This is a genomic window from Nonomuraea sp. NPDC001636 (assembly GCF_040298265.1).
In the GTDB taxonomy this organism is placed as follows: Bacteria; Actinomycetota; Actinomycetes; order Streptosporangiales; family Streptosporangiaceae; genus Nonomuraea.
Genome location: NZ_JBEOZT010000023.1, coordinates 88,950 through 105,231, shown reverse-complemented (window position 1 = coordinate 105,231; position 16,282 = coordinate 88,950). Strand labels below are relative to the sequence as shown.

Annotated in this window: 19 protein-coding genes and 1 pseudogene; 10 read left to right on the top strand and 10 right to left on the bottom strand. The window is 67.5% G+C overall.

Going from position 1 to position 16,282, the window contains the following annotated elements:
• Positions 1-50 precede the first annotated feature (50 nt).
• From ABT158_RS35015 to ABT158_RS35005, 3 genes are all read left to right on the top strand, one after another.
• Positions 51-836, top strand: coding sequence for an alpha/beta fold hydrolase (locus ABT158_RS35015; protein ID WP_352360933.1), 786 nt, complete (start codon positions 51-53; stop codon positions 834-836).
• Complete coding sequence (locus tag ABT158_RS35010) at positions 833-1,375, top strand: dihydrofolate reductase family protein (protein ID WP_352360931.1); 543 nt, start codon at positions 833-835, stop codon at positions 1,373-1,375. The genes ABT158_RS35015 and ABT158_RS35010 overlap by 4 nt, the downstream gene beginning before the upstream one ends.
• A 544-nt stretch (positions 1,376-1,919) precedes the next feature.
• Entirely contained in the window at positions 1,920-2,237 is a 318-nt protein-coding gene (locus ABT158_RS35005) for a hypothetical protein (RefSeq protein ID WP_352360929.1), read from the top strand.
• 373 nt (positions 2,238-2,610) lie between these two features.
• On the opposite strand, the gene ABT158_RS35000 is transcribed toward ABT158_RS35005, so the two are convergent.
• Positions 2,611-3,312, bottom strand: a complete 702-nt coding sequence (locus tag ABT158_RS35000; RefSeq protein WP_352360927.1) for an integrase core domain-containing protein — start codon at positions 3,310-3,312, stop codon at positions 2,611-2,613.
• A 167-nt stretch (positions 3,313-3,479) separates the two neighbouring features.
• Entirely contained in the window at positions 3,480-3,638 is a 159-nt protein-coding gene (locus ABT158_RS34995) for a hypothetical protein (RefSeq protein WP_352360925.1), read from the bottom strand.
• A 236-nt stretch (positions 3,639-3,874) separates the two neighbouring features.
• Here ABT158_RS34995 and ABT158_RS34990 point away from each other — a divergent pair, with 236 nt between their 5' ends.
• The 3 genes and pseudogenes from ABT158_RS34990 (at position 3,875) to ABT158_RS34985 (ending at position 6,865) form a co-directional block, all read left to right on the top strand.
• Positions 3,875-4,762, top strand: a complete 888-nt coding sequence (locus ABT158_RS34990; RefSeq protein WP_352360923.1) for a hypothetical protein — start codon at positions 3,875-3,877, stop codon at positions 4,760-4,762.
• A gap of 935 nt (positions 4,763-5,697) precedes the next feature.
• Positions 5,698-5,882: pseudogene (locus ABT158_RS51350) on the top strand (IS701 family transposase); the annotation flags it as partial.
• 749 nt (positions 5,883-6,631) lie between these two features.
• On the top strand, positions 6,632-6,865 hold the full coding sequence (locus ABT158_RS34985) for an Imm21 family immunity protein (protein WP_352361105.1): 234 nt from the start codon (positions 6,632-6,634) through the stop codon (positions 6,863-6,865).
• Positions 6,866-6,920: 55 nt separating this feature from the next.
• Here ABT158_RS34985 and ABT158_RS34980 read toward each other — a convergent pair whose 3' ends face one another.
• From ABT158_RS34980 to ABT158_RS34965, 4 genes are all read right to left on the bottom strand, one after another.
• Complete coding sequence (locus tag ABT158_RS34980; protein ID WP_352360921.1) at positions 6,921-7,349, bottom strand: DUF6086 family protein; 429 nt, start codon at positions 7,347-7,349, stop codon at positions 6,921-6,923.
• A 392-nt stretch (positions 7,350-7,741) separates the two neighbouring features.
• Entirely contained in the window at positions 7,742-8,095 is a 354-nt protein-coding gene (locus ABT158_RS34975) for a tyrosine-type recombinase/integrase (protein ID WP_352361103.1), read from the bottom strand.
• Complete coding sequence (locus ABT158_RS34970) at positions 8,095-8,355, bottom strand: transposase (protein ID WP_352360919.1); 261 nt, start codon at positions 8,353-8,355, stop codon at positions 8,095-8,097. The genes ABT158_RS34975 and ABT158_RS34970 overlap by 1 nt, the downstream gene beginning before the upstream one ends.
• Positions 8,356-8,412: 57 nt before the next feature.
• Positions 8,413-8,913, bottom strand: a complete 501-nt coding sequence (locus ABT158_RS34965) for a hypothetical protein (RefSeq protein ID WP_352360917.1) — start codon at positions 8,911-8,913, stop codon at positions 8,413-8,415.
• Positions 8,914-9,259: 346 nt separating this feature from the next.
• Between ABT158_RS34965 and ABT158_RS34960 the strand changes: the two genes are divergently transcribed.
• Positions 9,260-9,613, top strand: a complete 354-nt coding sequence (locus tag ABT158_RS34960) for a hypothetical protein (RefSeq protein ID WP_352360915.1) — start codon at positions 9,260-9,262, stop codon at positions 9,611-9,613.
• Between the two features lie 530 nt (positions 9,614-10,143).
• Here ABT158_RS34960 and ABT158_RS34955 read toward each other — a convergent pair.
• Together ABT158_RS34955 and ABT158_RS34950 are read right to left on the bottom strand one after the other, a co-directional pair.
• Positions 10,144-10,785 carry a response regulator gene (locus ABT158_RS34955; RefSeq protein WP_352360913.1) on the bottom strand — a complete coding sequence of 214 codons (642 nt, stop codon included), beginning with the start codon at positions 10,783-10,785 and terminating at the stop codon, positions 10,144-10,146.
• Complete coding sequence (locus ABT158_RS34950) at positions 10,760-12,769, bottom strand: sensor histidine kinase (protein ID WP_352360911.1); 2,010 nt, start codon at positions 12,767-12,769, stop codon at positions 10,760-10,762. The genes ABT158_RS34955 and ABT158_RS34950 overlap by 26 nt, the downstream gene beginning before the upstream one ends.
• A 433-nt stretch (positions 12,770-13,202) precedes the next feature.
• Between ABT158_RS34950 and ABT158_RS34945 the strand changes: the two genes are divergently transcribed.
• Positions 13,203-13,844 (top strand): hypothetical protein, encoded by a 642-nt coding sequence (locus tag ABT158_RS34945; protein WP_352360909.1) that lies wholly within the window; start codon positions 13,203-13,205, stop codon positions 13,842-13,844.
• Positions 13,845-14,065: 221 nt separating this feature from the next.
• Here the strand turns inward: ABT158_RS34945 and ABT158_RS34940 are convergent, their stop codons facing one another.
• Together ABT158_RS34940 and ABT158_RS34935 are read right to left on the bottom strand one after the other, a co-directional pair.
• Complete coding sequence (locus tag ABT158_RS34940; protein WP_352360907.1) at positions 14,066-14,929, bottom strand: hypothetical protein; 864 nt, start codon at positions 14,927-14,929, stop codon at positions 14,066-14,068.
• A 131-nt stretch (positions 14,930-15,060) separates the two neighbouring features.
• Complete coding sequence (locus tag ABT158_RS34935; RefSeq protein ID WP_352360905.1) at positions 15,061-15,213, bottom strand: hypothetical protein; 153 nt, start codon at positions 15,211-15,213, stop codon at positions 15,061-15,063.
• 381 nt (positions 15,214-15,594) lie between these two features.
• Here ABT158_RS34935 and ABT158_RS34930 point away from each other — a divergent pair, with 381 nt between their 5' ends.
• A complete protein-coding gene (locus ABT158_RS34930) occupies positions 15,595-15,978 on the top strand; it encodes a YbaB/EbfC family nucleoid-associated protein (protein ID WP_352360903.1) in 384 nt (127 codons plus the stop codon).
• The gene (locus ABT158_RS34925; RefSeq protein ID WP_352360901.1) at positions 15,975-16,277 is read left to right on the top strand and encodes a hypothetical protein; all 303 of its coding nucleotides are present in this window, start codon (positions 15,975-15,977) and stop codon (positions 16,275-16,277) included. The genes ABT158_RS34930 and ABT158_RS34925 overlap by 4 nt, the downstream gene beginning before the upstream one ends.
• The last annotated feature ends 5 nt before the right edge of the window (positions 16,278-16,282 follow it).

Below are 16,282 nucleotides of genomic sequence, written 5' to 3'. Positions count from 1 at the left end.
TGAAGCATTCTGATCATGCAAGCGACGAACACGAACACGAGGGAAACGACATGGACAAGGTCATTTCGCAGGACGGCACCGCGATCGCCTACGACCGGATCGGGCAGGGCCCGGCGATGATCCTCATCGGCGCCGGCCCCACCGACCGATCCGCCAACGCGCCCCTGGCCGAGCTGCTGGCCAAGGACCTGACCGTCTACAACTACGACCGGCGCGGCCGCGGCGACAGCGGTGACACCGCTCCCTACGCGGTGGACCGCGAATACGAGGACATCGAGGCGCTCATCACCGCGGCGGGCGGGTCGGCGCACCTGTACGGCACCTCCGGCGGTGGCATCATCGCCCTGGAGGCCGCCGCCCGCGGGCTCGCCGTCGACAGGCTGGCGGTGTGGGAGGTCCCCTACATCCTGCCCGGCACCCGTACGCCGGTGCCGGCCGACTACCGCGAGCAGCTCGTGGCGCTGCTGGCCGAGGGCCGCCGGGGCGACATGTGCGAGCTGTTCCTCACCGCCGCGGTCGGCATCCCGGCCGAGTTCGTGGCCCCGATGCGCGACTTCCCGGGCTGGCCGGCGATGGAGGCCGTGGCCCACACGCTCATCTACGACGCCACCATCACCGGCGACTTCTCCCTGCCCGCCGATCGGCTGACCGGCGTCACGGCCCCCACCCTGGTGATCGACGGCGAGACCATCCCGTGGATCAGCAGCACGGCGCAGGCCGTGGCCGACCTGCTGCCGGACGTCCGGCGGGCCACGCTCACCGGGCAGCCTCACAACGTGGCCCCCGAGGCCATCGCCCCCGCGCTCGCCGCGTTCTTCACCGAGGCCACAGCGTGAGCACCATCGTCTCGCAGCTGTTCGTGTCGCTGGACGGTGTCGTGGAAGCCCCCGAGCAGTGGCACTTCCCCTACTACGACGAGGAGATGGCCGCGGCCGTCTCCGGCCAGCTCGACGAAGCCGACATCCTCCTGCTCGGACGCAGGACCTACGAGGTGTTCGCCGCCTCGTGGCCCGGCAGAGGCGGCGAGGTGCCGTTCGCCGACCGGATCAACTCGATGCCCAAGCTGGTGGCCTCGACCACGCTGACCTCCCCGGCCTGGCAGAACACCACCGTCATCCCCGGCCCGGTCTCCGGCGAACTCGCCGCCCTCAAACAGGGGCCGGACCGGCACATCACCATCAGCGGCAGCCTGACCCTGGTGCGATCGCTGCTACGCGACAACCTGCTCGACGAACTGCACCTCCTCATCCACCCGGTCGTCCTCGGCCGTGGGGAGCGGCTCTTCGCCGACGGCGGTCCGACCCCGCTGCGACTGGTCCACTCGGCCACCTTCGCCACCGGCGTCCTGCACCTGATCTACCACCCTGGCCCCTGACAAGGCGGGGGCAGAAACTCGGTGGATTGACACGGATTTCGAGGCGTCCGCTGCGCGGCCGCGGAGGCGCCGCTCAGTGGTCGCGTCTCACTGATCGCTGTCCCCGCAAGTGAATACCCATCCGGCGGCGTCGAGCCCGCTCAAGTGCCGGCGTTGCCGGTGACGGCGCAGGAGGCGGATCACCTCGGCGTCCGAGGCGATCGTGCGCCGGCTCCATCTGGCGCAGCGCTCGAAGCGCCCATCCAAAAGGATGGAGCGTCCACGATGCCTCCAACCTGCAAGGATTGATATCCGGCGCCCGCACCTCCATCTCCGCCTGACCGGAACAACCACGAGATCGATCAATGCGGTGATATGAATGGGTGGGCGATGAGCGAGCGAACGTTCGAAGTCCGACTGTGCGGGCGACCGGCCCGTTCGGGCAGCTCGTGCAAACAACGCGTCTACGGATCCGACGTGGCGTGCGGTACTCACATCACCGACCATGAACGGGCCCTGTCCGAGGCGTACCAGCGCGGCCGACGGGAGGGGCACTCCGGCGGGCATGACAGCGCGCTCGACGGCCCGGCAGGAGATCGAGCGACTTCAGCGGCGTGTCGCCGAACTGGAGCAGCATCTCGACGACGCCCAGCGCTACTACGAGATCAACGGCGACCAGGTCGTCGAGGTCGGCAAGTACGCCTATCGGTGGCGTGGACAGCCACCCCTCACGGTCGGCGAACGAGTGTTGCTTCCCGAGAACTGGGTCAGCCAGATGACTGAAGGCCGAGGGACGTTCGTCGGCGAGGTGACCAGGCTCGGCGCTACTTACCGCGGCCACCTGTCAACCATCGTCAGCAGAGCAAGAACCGACCAGAGCTGACCCATATCAGCGATCGGCCGCCGTTCCGGTGTTCCGTGCTCGCCACGTGCTCTTCGGTCAGCGACACGCGTAGACATCGGGCGACAGGCCTGGGTATTTTCCGGGCGGCATAACGCGGCAGAGCGACACAATCGAATACGCCAAGATTGCTCGCGACATAAAAACTCGCGACTTTTAATCCGTAGGTTCCGGGTTCGAGCCCCGGGCGCCCTACCACTCCGTACCCTATCTGACCTGGGGTTACTCGATTTTCGACCATCTCTGGCGCGGTGAAGACACGCCGTTGAGTGCTCGCCGGTTGCTCTTCGGCACGCATCCGGCACATGCCTGGACCCACTGGCGCTGCACCTGCCGAAAGTTACGTCCGTTCAGCTCAAGCAGCATGTGAGTATTCGTGGAGGATGCCTCCGAGCCTGTCGTGTCGGCGGATGGTCATGTCGATGACGCGCGCCGGTTCGGCGATCGGGTCTGGGATGGCGCGGAGTGGTGCCGCCTGGTCGAGGGCTTGATGGGCGCGGTGCTGGTTGTAGAACTTCTCGTACTCGCCGAGGGCGTGGCGGAGGTGGCGTTCGTTCCAGAGCAGGCAGCGGTCTAGGAGTTCGTGGCGGCAAGTTTGTAGCCACCGTTCCATGATGGAGTTCGTCCGCGGCGTCCGAATGCCGGTGAGTACGGCTTGGATGCCGATGCTGGCGAGGATCTCCTCCACGAGGGTAGGGAACTTGCCGTCTCGGTCGCGAATCACGAATCGTGCCCTGCAGCCCCCATCCTCCAGATCCATGACGAGATTCCTTATCGCCTGGGTTACCCAGGCGGCGGTGGGGTGAGCGGTGGTGCCGAGCACACGAATACGCCTGGCGGCGTGCTCGATGACGGCCAGGATGTACTGGCGCTGCCCCGTAAGGGTGACGGCCTCGATGAAATCGCAGGCCAGGAGTGCGTCGGCTTGCGAGCGCACGAAGTCGGCCCAGGTGGTGAAGGCTCGCTCGGGTGCTGGGTCGATGCCTTCCTGCTTGAGGACCTCCCAGACCGTGGATGGCGCGACCTTGATGCCGAGCGTGGTGAGCTCGCCGTGCACCCGCCGATATCCCCAGGACGGGTTCTCCTGGACCAAGCGCAGCACGAGCGCGCGGACGGAGCGGACCGTGCACGGGCGCCCTCGCCGCTTCGGCCGGCAGGTCTGGGCATGCTGCCGTTTCACGATCTCGCGATGCCAGCTGGCACCGGACAGGGCGCCCACGACGTTCAGCAGGGCCGTTCCGTCACCCGAGGCTCGCAGCAGCAGCGCCCGGCCCGCACCGGGCGCCGGCCGCCCTTGGGACCCGACAGGTTCACCCGGCGGCCGGTGGTGAAGCCGTCCCACACCTTCCGCTCGGACGCGGCCAAATCCTCATATGTGATCATCCGCTGAAGGTTACCGAGCCACGCTCCAACCCAGTTCCCATCCCGCTCCAAGGCCCCGCAGGAAGAATCTTGCCGTCGTCTCCGGTAAAGGATGAGAAATGCGTGTGCTTGTGGCGTTCCTTGTGTTGCTGGCGGGACTGGTCGTATCCAGTCCGGCTCAGGCCTCGGCCGTGGTGGTCTCGGCGGTGCCGGTCGGGATCTCGCCGTCGTCGTTCAGCGGCGTCTGCTCGGGGGGCGTGCTGTTCACCGGCTCCATAGCGATCACCGTCGACGGCCCCGGCAACGTGGCCTACGGAGAGGACGTCTGGCGCGGCGACCGCACGTACTTCGCCGAGGCCGGTACGAAGATCGTCAACGTCCATAAACTGCGCTTCGCCGGCTGGGGCCCGCAGAACCTGGTCGTCACCGTGGCCGCCGCCAACGAGATCACGACCACCTTCCACTACGACCTGGGCTGCGTCGACCCCGTCCCGAGCGTGCCGCAGATCCAGCCCGCCAACGACTACGTCGGGCGCTGCGGCACCGACGTCCAGCACACGGTCTCCGGGCAGATCAGCTCGCCCGTCGCGCAGACCGTCCGCTACCGCTGGGCGGACCAGAGCGGCGGGCCGACGCCCGGCGTGGACGGCGCCGAGCGCGAGCTGGTCTTCACCGAACCGGGCACGAAGACCGTCAGCGCGCCGCTGCAGCGCGTCCCCATGACCCCCGGCATCGGCCTCGCCACGGCCAAGGTGCAGATCGTCAGTCCGGGCAGCGGGGCGACCGCGCAGTCGCTGGCGTACAGCACGGCCTGCGTGAAGGCGGAGTTCACGGCCCTGACCCGCACCGCGGGCAACTGCCGGACCGGCACCGTGTACAAGTACCGGCTGGACGGGTACGTCGAGAGCGACGCGATCGCCGCCACGGCCTACGCCTGGGCGTGGCAGGAGAGCATCAACGCCGACTGGGTGCGCGACCCGTGGACGCCCATCTCGTTCACCCTGTCCGACCCCGGCCGCAAGAACGTCACCAGGACCTGGACCGCCCCCGGCGACGGGGAGGGCGCCTGGCGGCTGGAGGTCCTGGGCACCGACGGCACGGTCGTCTCGCAGAGCCTGCCGTACTACGTCCCGTGCGGGCTGTGATCAGTCACCGTACTCGTCGGGGGACTCGACCGTTGCCGGAATGCCAGCAGTAGGTCGCCCACGACGGCTGCGCGGTGTGGCCGCCGCCAGTTCCTTGAACTGCTCGGAGTTCCTGGCGTCACCGTCGACCAGCACCTTGACGTTGACGCGTCTGGCCCGCCGTGGTCTTCAGCGCGGCGAGCACGTCGGGGTCGGTGAACTCGAACCGCCGTCACTCGGAGGTCCGACCCGGGCGCCGCGCCGTCGATCAGCGTGACGAGTTGGGGGACGATCCTCGTGCTTTCGGCGGTGCTGGGGTTGTTGAACACGGAGCCGAGCGGCGCCTGCCGTACGCCGTGGGCAGGCAGCAGCAGGGCGGGAGATGCACGGTGAGAGACGGCGCCTGGCCAGGATCTGTCTGCCCGCATGCGCGGTGATGGAGCCTCCACCCACGACACCACCAGCGTGACGCCCAGGATGCGCACACGTCGCGTTTCCACCTCCACCACGAACAACATGTACAAGCGCTTCAAGAAGACCGTGTCGACGTGGAAGAAGTCACAGGCCAACAGCCCCTTCGCCTGCAGGCGGATGTGGGCATGTCCATGCGCGCTTGATCAAACGCCGATGCCAGGCCAACAATGTGCCCGGGGTGACCAGCCGATGAGCGCGCAGCACCGACGGCAGGAAACAGACCAGCGCCGTCAGGAACGCCCTATCGGCCCAGTCCGGCTCCGGCCGCGCAACCTGACGCTTCAACACCGCCACCTCTTGGCAGAGCACATGATCTCGACATCGTTGGACGCCTGACCACACTCCAGCAACACCAGCCAACCGAACACCCGGATCAAGGTCAGATACAGCGACCAGCCGGCACAGACCGCGATCTTGCCCGGAGGGCCTCTGAAGGTCAAAGCCGCAGATCAAGCACCGCGCGACAAGTTATGAAGCGGTACAAGGTTGGACTGGACCCTTACCAGGTGCGGGCTGGAAGGTCTGGCACCGGCGCATCACGCTGGCGATGCTCGCCCCGGCTTTCTTGGCCGCTATCGCCGCTGCCCGGCGGCCATGCGACGAGGAGAACATCAGGCTGCCCCTGCCCGAGATCCGCAGACTGCTGGCCGTCTTGATCCTGAACCGACCCGGCACAGCCGGTCGCGAAATGTCGCTGGGCTCGTTTCATCCTGAATCTGCAGGTAGAGGTCCTGGTGTGAGCGTGGTTGGGGATGCTCGTGCTGGTCACGGCTGGAGATCATGACGGGTGATCATCTGCTATCGAGTGACCTCGCCGTTGGTCAGTACCAGGAGGGCTCGCAGCAACTGGGTGGCCAGGGACGGCGCCCATGCGTAGCTTGGTCAGGATGCGCCAGCCCTTCAGGTCGGCGAAGCCGTGCTCGACCGGAGCGCGCTCGACGGCGATGAGCTGGTTGGCCTGCTTCTGGGCGGCGGTGAGGGGCCGGTTGCGGGCCGATCGCTGTGAGCGCGATGCCGAAGTGGCCGAGCACGACGCCACGCTGCCGCAGTAGGTTGGCCAGGCCGATCACCCCGAGCGGGAGCAGCATCCAGCTCCAGCGGTGAGCGCGGACTGGAGCTGGGCCAGCGCTGGGCTGTGAAAGAGCTGACGGACTCGTGAGCGTTGCCCCAGGTGCCGTGGTCCAGCACGATCGCGACGAGTTGCAGGAGTGGGGAGAGCACGAGAAGTACGCCGGTGGCAACTCGCCGGGTTCGCACCGGATCGGAGAGCTTGACCATTGATCTACCCTTCCTGGGGTTCGTATCGGACTGGGACGCTAGGACCGAAGCGCCGAGCCGTACGTCCCTCGAGCGGATGACAGATCGTCCGCCTGCGACGGAAGGAGCGTCGGCGCCAAGTCAGGCCGGTTGGCTTTGGTGATTACCCATGCGTTGGCATCAGGAGGTCGTTCACATAGACGTCCGCGGGCGGCTGGGTGGGAGGTACGGGAGGCAGTGGTGCTCTTCGACTCCGCCATTCCCGGTGCTGAGCTGGAGCCCGACGGCCGACTCATTATTGATCTCGAGCCTGGCCAGTACAGGGTCCGAGCGACCTACACGAAGGACGAGGACACCTGGATGATCCTCGTCCAACTCCAGCCGGCAACCTGAGCCTTGGGCGTACTCCGCGCCTGTGTCTCCCTTGCAGTCAGGTGTTGCAGAAGCCTCAGCGGGGCATTGCCCGAGCGTGCTGCGCCGAAAGGGCCGCCCATCGCTCGACATCGACTACCTGGCCCCCTGGCGGCCGTGCGGAATGCTCGCTCACCTGTACATCCCTCCGGCCGCCGTCGTTCGCATCAGGCACAGGAAGTTCTGCTCCACCGCGCTCGACGAGCACCAGGGCCGTCGCTATGAAGCCCTCCATGAGTGAATGCAGGATTGGATGGTTCGAACGCTCGTAGCGCCCGACAAGTGCACTCACGAAGGCCGCAAAGGTGGCCAGGTCGACCTCACATTCGTCGCTCTTCATAGGGCCGAGCCCTGTCGGTAATCCCGCCTCGAGGCCAAAAGCCTCCGAGGATCGTATGAATAGACCAGCGACTCCGTTAGAGGGGTTCCAGAGGACTTGTTCGCCAACCTTGAAATATTGACTCATGTTCTCCTCGCTCCACTACGGCCCGGCGTCCTCGACGTCAGAGACGCCGCCCATCACCTCCGGCGGGGGCGCTCACGGCTCCGGAGTCCCGACGAACAGTAGCGTGAACCACGCTGAACGGCTCTGAAGATCGTTTGGGGACCTTGCAACAGGCGAGTGATGGCGCCCTGGCTGTACAGCCACGAGTACAGCCAGAGGGCGAACGAAGACGGAATCCGGCGAACGTCCACGGACACCGCGACCGCAGGTCAGAGCCTCTGACCTTGATCGAATCAACTTCTTCTAATCCGTAGGTTCCGGGTTCGAGCCCTGGGCGTCCTACCTCGACTACCTGGGCGGACTCCCCGATCTTCATGATCTGGAAGCCCGCCCGGTTGCATTTCGACTTGCGGTTATCCCCGAAGTGCCCGGCCCATGCGGACTGCGGCTTCGGTCGAGAGTGTCGCCGTGATGTGGGTGTCGCGCTTGGTCGTGGTCAGTTGTGAGTGGCCGAGGATTACCTGAACGACGCTGATGTCCACGCCTTGCTCTATTAGCGTCGCGGCGGTGTGGCGGGCGTCGTGGACTCGGGCGTCTTTCTCGACCTCGGCGAGGCGGAGGGGTTCTTTCCATTCGTCCCAGTCCTGGCCGGCGTCGATGAGGCGTCCGTCCGGGTGGCACCAGACGAGGTCGTAGTCCTGCCACCGCTCCCCCGCTGCCTCCTTCTCGGCCTGTTGGGCTTCCTGGTGGAGCCTGAGGAGTGGGATCAGTCGAGCGCGTCGGCAGCCCGTAGCCGATCCAGCAGCACCTCATGCAACCACTGCCACACGCCGGAGGCGTTCCACTCGGCCAGGCGTCGCCAGCACGTCATGCCTGAGCCATGGCCGAGCTCTTGGGGCAGGTGCTGGCAGGCGATCCCGGTGTGCAACACGAACAAGATGCTCTGCAGTGCCAGCATGTCATCCAGCCGCTTACGCCCTGGATGCCGGAACCGCCGCTGACGCTGTGGCAACAGCGGCTCGATCACCGCCTACAGCTCGTCGCTGGCCTCTCACGGCTTCAGCTTGGCCACGAGATCATTCTGTTAGGCGCTCTCAGCCGGTGGCGAATGACGAGTGACCAACTCACCAATCGGCTCCATGTGCCAGTCAGAGACGTAGACGCCTACTTGAATCCGCCGATCGGCGCCGATCTTGTAGACCTTCGAGGGAACCGCCTTGCGTCGATGCCCTTGCGCGTTGATCGGCTCCACAATGCCGACGCTGAAGGTCATCACGTCGACTGGATACAGGCCACCAATACGTTTGGGCTGGACGTCGACGAAGTCGGCCCAGTTCACGGTGACCCTGTAGGCATCGCGCTGAGCGATCATCCTGTCCTCGGTGACAGTCAGGGTTCGTCGTCGAACCCTGACCACCACCAACGCTAGGTAAGTAACGCTCAGCACCACAGCAACCACGGCAATCAAGCCCGCAGGCTGACCAAGAGCGACAGCTAGGAGGCAATAAGCAAGAGCGAATACTACGGCACTGATGCCACCAGAGAAGAGAGCGATCGACCAACGTGGACGATATGTGATCTGCACGAGCAAACCGTATCGCCGAACGACCACATTCGGTTCCATTGCCTCCGGCAAGGGCGTTCCAGCTCCGGGATGGTCGCCAAAGGCAAGACCGGTACACCCTTACGATCGCCTGATGTCGGTTGGGTCGCCATACAGGGCCGGGGGCGATCGACGGGTCTGGGACTTCGTTCCTCAGCCCCAGCCCACCGGGCACCCGGGTTGCACTTCGGGTTGAAATACAGGGTCATTCAGAGCGTTCAGGGCGGACCGCGTACCGTCTCTGACCTGCATTGAACGATCTGGAGCAGCTCGAACTGGATCTTTTGATCCGAGGGGTCAGAGTTCGAGAGCCTGTCACAATCAGGGCGTGGACCTGGACTCTTTGCTGTTGAAGGCCGCTCAGTTCTGCTCCCCCAACATCCGAACCGAGGCCGGTGCCGGCGTCTCCGATGTGCTGGAGTACCTGGAACACGGCGAATGGGAGATGGTCCTTCTTTTGCTGGAGGGGCTCGGCGACGTGCGCCCCCAGCCGCCCGACTTCTGGGGTCTCCTGGCTGATGCCGCCCGGGTGATGTGGCTTGAATGGCATGTCTCCTGGTACGAGTGGCGATGCGGCGAGGCCCGGAACGGTGTTCTCCGGGCTGAGCTCTGCCTCTTGCCGACCGAGGAGGCAGGTCGCAAAAGGTCGATAGATCCGGGTGAAGGGCTTCGACCCATGTGAGATATCGGACGACGTACGCCCGAGGGTGAGCTGTCGGTCAGTATCGCCTCTCTCTGGATGGAGGGTCGTACTCCGCTGGGACCGGGAGAGTGTGCACCTGTGCGACTTGTTCCCTTGACCCCTGAACACTGGCGACACGTCAAACCGAATGACGTGATCACTATGCACGAGATGCGACCGCCCAGCGGAACAGCCCGCATCATCGAGATAATGCCGCCCGTGGTGACCGCTCCCTAGTTGCAGTTCTGGTTGCAATCCAGCACCGTTCCAGGCGGACCAGCTGCGTTCGTAGGTCCAGGCTGAACCGATCAGGACGGGCAGGATCCGAGCTGCGCTGCCCCATCGCAAACGATCTCGCCTTGATCCGCGGCATGGTCCATATCTGCGTCCAACACGGCGGCCACACCGGCCTGGTGACCGTGGCCCGCCCCGCCGAGGGCATCGCCGTGGAGGTGCTCGACACCGCCGACGGCCTGACGGTCGGCCATCTGGCAGGTCCCGTCCGGACAGGGGCGAGGTTGGGGAGATCGCTACTGGGACGTGCCCAGACCTGCTTGGCGTGCGCGCATGATGGCCTGTGACCGGTCGGCCACCTGAAGTTTCGTGAAGATGGCCGAGACGTGGTTGCGGACCGTTTTCTGGCTCAGCCCGAGCCGGGCCGCGATCTGTGGGTTGGTCAGGTGTCCGGCGATCAGGCCGAGGATCTCGCGTTCTCGCTGGGTCAGGCCGGGCAGTTCCGGCTCGGGCCGATCGCTCGTGAAGTAGCCGGCCAGGCGGGAGGCGAGGGCGGGGCCGAAAACGGCGCCGCCGTCGGCCACCGCCTGCACCGAACGTACGAGTTCCGCCTTGCGGGCCCCTTTGAGGACATAGCCGCGGGCCCCGGCCCGCACGGCGGCGAACACCGAGTCGTCGTCATCGGACATGCTGAGCACCAGCACCCTGACATGGGGATGATCACGAACCAGCAGTTCGGTCGCCGCGATTCCGCCCATCCCCGGCATGTCCAGGTCCATCAACACCACATCCGGCTGAGCCCGCCCGACCAGCGCGAGCGCCTGCTCCCCGCTGCCCACCTCATCGACGACCTCGATCCCGTCGGCCCCCGCCAGCAGCGTCCGCAGCCCGGCCCGGAACCCTGGGTGATCGTCAACCACCAAGATTTTGATCACCATCGTTCCCTTCCTGTCCGGCGGGCAGTTCGACCCGGACCCGGGTCCCGCCGCCGGGACGTTCCTCAATCGTGCAGGATCCGCCCAATTCGGTGGCCCGTTCGTGCATCGACGCCAGCCCGACCCCTGATCCTGCCGGGCCGGCCACCCCGGGATCGGGCGGCGCAGCGGCCGGGAGGGCAGGTGGGTGCTGTCCGATTCCGCAGCCGTCGTCGCTGATCTCCAGATGCAACCGCTCTCCGGCGATCTCGACACGCAGCTGTGCCCAGGTGGCGCCGGCGTGCTTACGTGTGTTGGCCAGGGCCTCGGTGGCGATCCGGTAGGCGGCCACCTCCGTGGCGGCGGGCAGGGCGGGCAGGTCGTCCGGGGCGTGCACGTCCACACGCAGCCCGGACGGCTGCCGGGCCGCGTGCGCGCGCAACGCCCCCGCCAGCCCCAACGAATCAAGCGCGGGCGGACGCAGCCCGTCCACCAGTGTTCGTACGTCGGCCAGCGCGGCCTCGGCATCGCCGACGATATCGGCCAGCAGCAGCCGCGCCCGCTCCTCGTTCACCAGGTCGTGCGCCGCATCGGCCCGCATGGTCAGCGCGGCCAGGGTCGGGCCGAGCCCGTCGTGCAGGTCACGCCGCAGCCGCCGCCGCTCCTCCTCGCGGGCCATGACCAGTTGCTCGCGGGAGCGACGCAGGTCGGCGGTCAGGCGTACGGTGTGCACGGCCACCGCGACCTGCCGGGTCAGGTCGGCCAGGACGCGCAGATCGCGTGGGCCGAAGCCGCTGTCGCCCGACCGGGGCAGCAGGATCAGGCCGCCGACCTGTTCGCCGTTGTGCGTCAACGGCAGTCGCACCTGCTTCGCGTCGCTCGGCCGTGCCGGGCCGTTCGGCGAGTAGGCGTACCGGGCGCCCTGGGCGGTTTCCACCGCCGCATACGGCAGGCGCAGCGCCTCGGCGATCGACCGCGCGATGCCGGGCAGCACGGCGTCGGGACCGGCGGTGTTCTCCAGCCTGCGGCCCAACCGGGTGAGCGCGGCGTACGGGTCGTCGCGCTCACCGTAGATCAGCAGGTTGACCCAGCCCTGCAGGCGCTGGCGCAGCGGCGCGAACGTCAGCGCCACCAGTCCTGCGGCCAGGACCGAGACCGGCAGGTGCTGGGCGGGGAAGAGCGCGCCCAGATAGCCGACCACGAGAACGTACCCTCCGGTCACACAGCCCGACAGCAGCACATAGACCAGGGTGCGATTGATCACCATGTCGATGTCGAAGAGCCGGTGTCGCAGGATCGCCACACCTATGGTGACCGGGATGAGTCCGGCGCCCAGGGCGGCGATCGACTCCCACACCGGGTCGTGGGCGGGCCACGCGGCGCCGGGGACGTCGTCGGTGAGCCCGGCCGTCAGCCTGGCCGCGATCACCAGCGCCTCGATCCCGGCCCCGTACAGCAGCCATGCGACCTGGCGGCGCTGTGCGCCGCCGCTGCGCAGCACCCGCATGCCCAGCTCCACGGCGCCGAGGACGAACACCACCGGGAGCAGCGCGACCAGCACGTGCTCCGCCACCGGCGCGACAGCGGCCAGACCGGGTACGCCGAGCGGGTTGGGCACTCCGTCGCCGAGGCCTACCTGAGTGTTGTCCCCGGGGCTCAGTGCGCTCACCACGGCCGTGACGGCGGCGGTGGCCACCGCCGCCGCGATCAGCGGGCGTAGGGCGGAGGAGGAGAGTCGCCCGCCGGGGAAGAACAGCGGGATCAGCGTCGCCGCGAGATTGGCCGGGATCCACAGCCACGTCTGAGGCCAGGCCAGTGCCGCGGCGAACGGCAGCCCAGGGTGGGTGATCAGGCCGAGAATCGCGTACTGTCCGCAGGCTTCGTACAGCGCGAAGCAGAAGGCGGTCAGCGCGAGCAGTCGCCCCACCATGTGCCCCGGACGTCGTGCGCAGATGAGGCCGCCGACCAAGGCACAGGCCGTCACGAACAGCAGATGCGGGACCGACATCGGACCACCGCCGTTGGCGACGGCCAGCGTAAGTGCCGCCGCCGTCAGAACCAGGGTGGACGCGCACCACCACCATGCGGCTTTGACCGCTGGTCCCGGCCCTGCCGCAGTCGCCGTCACTACCCCTCCGATCAGTCGCCACACGCTATCCGCTCACGAGCCCAGCCGGCCGGGACACTGTCCCAGGACAATGCCGACCTCCCGCTACCGGCCGCCGGGCAGCGCGGACTCGACCTGATCGACCCGCCGCAAGGGCTCGACTGCCTGGACGGCGCACACGTCGCGCCGGAACTCCACCGAAGTGAGGGCACACCAGGCCGTCCCAGGACATGGGGGCATTCTTCCTGCCCGAACAGGACCAGAGCCCAGGCGATGCGGGACCGGTTCCGGCTTTGCTGAACGGGTGCTGAAGAATCCTGACAGGTTTCGCCGGGTGGCAGCCGGCCTCGCCCTGCTCGCCTGGCCGGTGCTGGAGTTCCTGGCCTTCCTGACCACACCGCCGGCAACTCATCACGATCCCGACATCTTCCGCGCGAACGCGACGGCGGTGCAGGTCAGCGCTCTGCTCTACGTCTGGGCGGTGCTCAGCCTCATCCCGGTCGTGCTGGCCATGGGGCACCTGCTGCGCGAACGCGCCCCTGTGGTGAGCGGGATCGGGACCGCGTTCGGACTGGTCGGCGCCGGTCTCGGCCTGACGCTGTTCACCACCGACTTCTACGACCTGGCCCTGGCCCAGGCCCTGCCCGACGCCCAGGCCGAGGAGATCACCCGGCAGGCCAACCAACTGTGGGGTTTCGTGTACGGCATGCTGCTGCCCGGGTTCCTGCTGCACATCGCCCTGCTCACGCTGCTGATCACGCTGGCCGCGGTCAAGATCGCGCCCTGGTGGGTGCCGGTCGCCGCGCTCGCGGGCACCGTCGTGCCGTTCGTGACCATGGCGCAGGCATCCGTGGTGCAGTCCACCGGTGCCCTGCTGCACCTGGCCGCCTATGGCTGGATCGCACTGCGCGTGCTGCGCATGTCAGACATCGAGTGGCACGGCGGGACCAAGGATTTGCACGCCGTGTCCCCGTGATCCACGGGCTGCCTCGCGCGCGGCGTTCGGACCGCACCGCCGGAAACCTGGTGCTGCGTGTGGGCTTCTCCAGCCCGCTGGCCGGCGAGCGGGTCATGCGAGGGACAGCTTGATCTCGGTGACGACGGGTTCCCTCCGGGAGAAGGGGCACGGGACGCCATCCGCCCCATGGGTGCTCGCCGGAACGTGCGGCACGGCTTGGCAGGAATGTCTGTCGACGTTCAGTGGGCCGTGCCGGGTGGCAAATCGATGGTGTCGAACGTGAGCTCGCCCGCGGTCGTGGGACGGAAGCCCAGTTCGTGGAGTTCGGGAAGGTCGATCGCGGTGACCACGCGGAGAGCGCCGTCCTCGGTCACCGTGCGGACCGCGAGACGCGCCAGGGCGCCGCGCACCTCCGTCGGGACGCCGGGCTGGATGTGGACCAGGTCGAGACGTGCGGTGGTGCGCCGCGTGTCCTGCCAGGAGGCCACCGCATGGCCGACGTCAGGGTGCCCGCTGTCGTTGTTCACGTACGCCTGCAGCCAGCAGGCGAGCCTGTCCTCGGCGATCAGCCGGTGGGGAACGCGCACGTCCATGCCCGCCTCGGCCAGCCAGGTCCCGGTCTCGGACGCGGGCAGGGGGACCGGTTCCTCCGAAGATCCCCAGGTGACGTACGTCCCGCGCCGGCGCAGCCGCCGTGGGAGGGACGGCGCGCCGACGAGGGGGACCGGGCCGAGGTGGAAGCCGGGGGGAGAGACGTCCGGGGCGTTGCGGGCGTCCAGGACGACGTAGCCGTCGCGGATCTTCCGGCGGCTGCGGCTCACCAAGCCGGTCGCGAGTTCCTCCGCGAGGCTGGACAGGGCCTCCGCGGCCCACTCGTCCGCCGAGGTCACCGGTAGGCCGGTCCATGGACTCATGGGTGCGGTCGGGAACCGGACCTCGACGGCGTAGACGTTCGGATCACGCCGCCAGCGGAAGGTCACCAACAGGTTGTCCGGCTCCGCGACGACATCGGCGCCGGAGAATCCGTCCGTTATCGCGCCGGACCGGAGCAGGTAGGTCCTGACCGCTTCGACGATTTCCTCTCGCGACCATACAACCGCCATCTTTTCAGGCTGCCACTCGAAATGGCGGGCCGCGGTGATTCGGGCTGCTTCTGCGGGCGTTGGCTCGTCCGTAGAAGCAGCCCGATGGCGGCGGAGCCTTCTCGGTCAGACGCCGGCAGTCGCTCTTCCTGTCACTTGGTTCCCCAGCCGGGCGAGTGGCACGCCGGGCCGTTCGGGCCGGTGTTGCACGACTGGCCTTCGGTGGCCTGGGCCGGCAGGGACATTGCCCCCATGAAGGCCGCGGCCAGCAGCGCGGCGGTGAGTGCGGGACGAAGACGGGTCACATGGACTCCTGCGGTGCGGTCGCGGCGTACGCGAGGTGCGGGTCCTGCATCTGTGGCGGCCCCCGGATGCCCCGAGGATCTCCGGTGCCGTACTGCCGATTGTGGGGCGGGGCGAGCGATCCGCACTCCTCCCGGAGAGTGATCCTGCGCGGCCACCGGGAGGACCCGTCCCCGGCCGGAGGGAGGAGGGCGATGTCCGGGTGCCGGTAAAGGAGGCCGGCTCCAGGGATTTGTGCTCGCCTTTGTACGACACGGCGGACGTTACTCAGACACCTCGTGACACTTTTGTTAACAGAAGGTAAACGATCCGGACACCCATAATCCTGTAAAAAAGGGTGTCGTATGATGCTTCGCGGTAATAGGCGGGTGAAAGGTGCTTCTGTGGCGGACGCGTTCGAGGCGGAGGTCAGTGCGCTCGCGGGCGAGATCAACCAGCAGGTGGCCCGCGTACGCGAAGCATTCGGCGAGCTCTCCGCCCTGGAGCACACGGCACGGTCGGCGGACGGGATGGTGACCGTGACCGTCGGCCGCCACGGTCAGCTGCGCGGCATCGAGCTGAACCCCCGGGCCTTTCGCAACCTGTCCCCCACGCAGCTGGCCGACGCCATCATGCGGCAGGCCAACGAGGCCACCGCCGCGGTCTCCGAGCAGAGCAGGGAACTGCTGAACCCCCTCATGCCGGACGGCCTGCCCTATGAGGACGTCTTCGGCGAGCAGGCCACGCTCGACGCGTTCTTCCCCGGCCCCGTGGAGCCGGCCCCGTGAGCGGCTACTACGTGCAGCGGGAGGCGCTGCACCGGGAGGCCAGGACGTACGAGCTGGTCGCGGGGAACGTGGAGCAGGTGCGCGCCGACCTCCGCGCGGCCTTCAACCGGGACCGGAACACGCTCGGCGACGACGAGTACGGCGCGGAGCTGGCCAAGAAGCTGCCCGAGATGGAACGCGGCATCTTCGACGCCCTGACGGCGTACATCGACGAGCTGGAGAACGTCGCCCTGGGGCTGAACGCGAGCGCCCGCAACTACAAGACGGCGGAGCCCCCTCCCGCCGTCACGTGGACCTGATCGTC

Coding starts and splice junctions, on each gene's coding strand:
- ABT158_RS35015 (WP_352360933.1), top strand. CDS start 51: ATGGACAAGGTCATTTCGCAGGACGGCACCGCGATCGCCTACGACCGG.
- ABT158_RS34980 (WP_352360921.1), bottom strand. CDS start 7,349: ATGAGTCAATATTTCAAGGTTGGCGAACAAGTCCTCTGGAACCCCTCT.
- ABT158_RS35005 (WP_352360929.1), top strand. CDS start 1,920: ATGACAGCGCGCTCGACGGCCCGGCAGGAGATCGAGCGACTTCAGCGG.
- ABT158_RS34995 (WP_352360925.1), bottom strand. CDS start 3,638: ATGATCACATATGAGGATTTGGCCGCGTCCGAGCGGAAGGTGTGGGAC.
- ABT158_RS34940 (WP_352360907.1), bottom strand. CDS start 14,929: ATGGCGGTTGTATGGTCGCGAGAGGAAATCGTCGAAGCGGTCAGGACC.
- ABT158_RS34950 (WP_352360911.1), bottom strand. CDS start 12,769: ATGTCGGTCCCGCATCTGCTGTTCGTGACGGCCTGTGCCTTGGTCGGC.
- ABT158_RS34955 (WP_352360913.1), bottom strand. CDS start 10,785: ATGGTGATCAAAATCTTGGTGGTTGACGATCACCCAGGGTTCCGGGCC.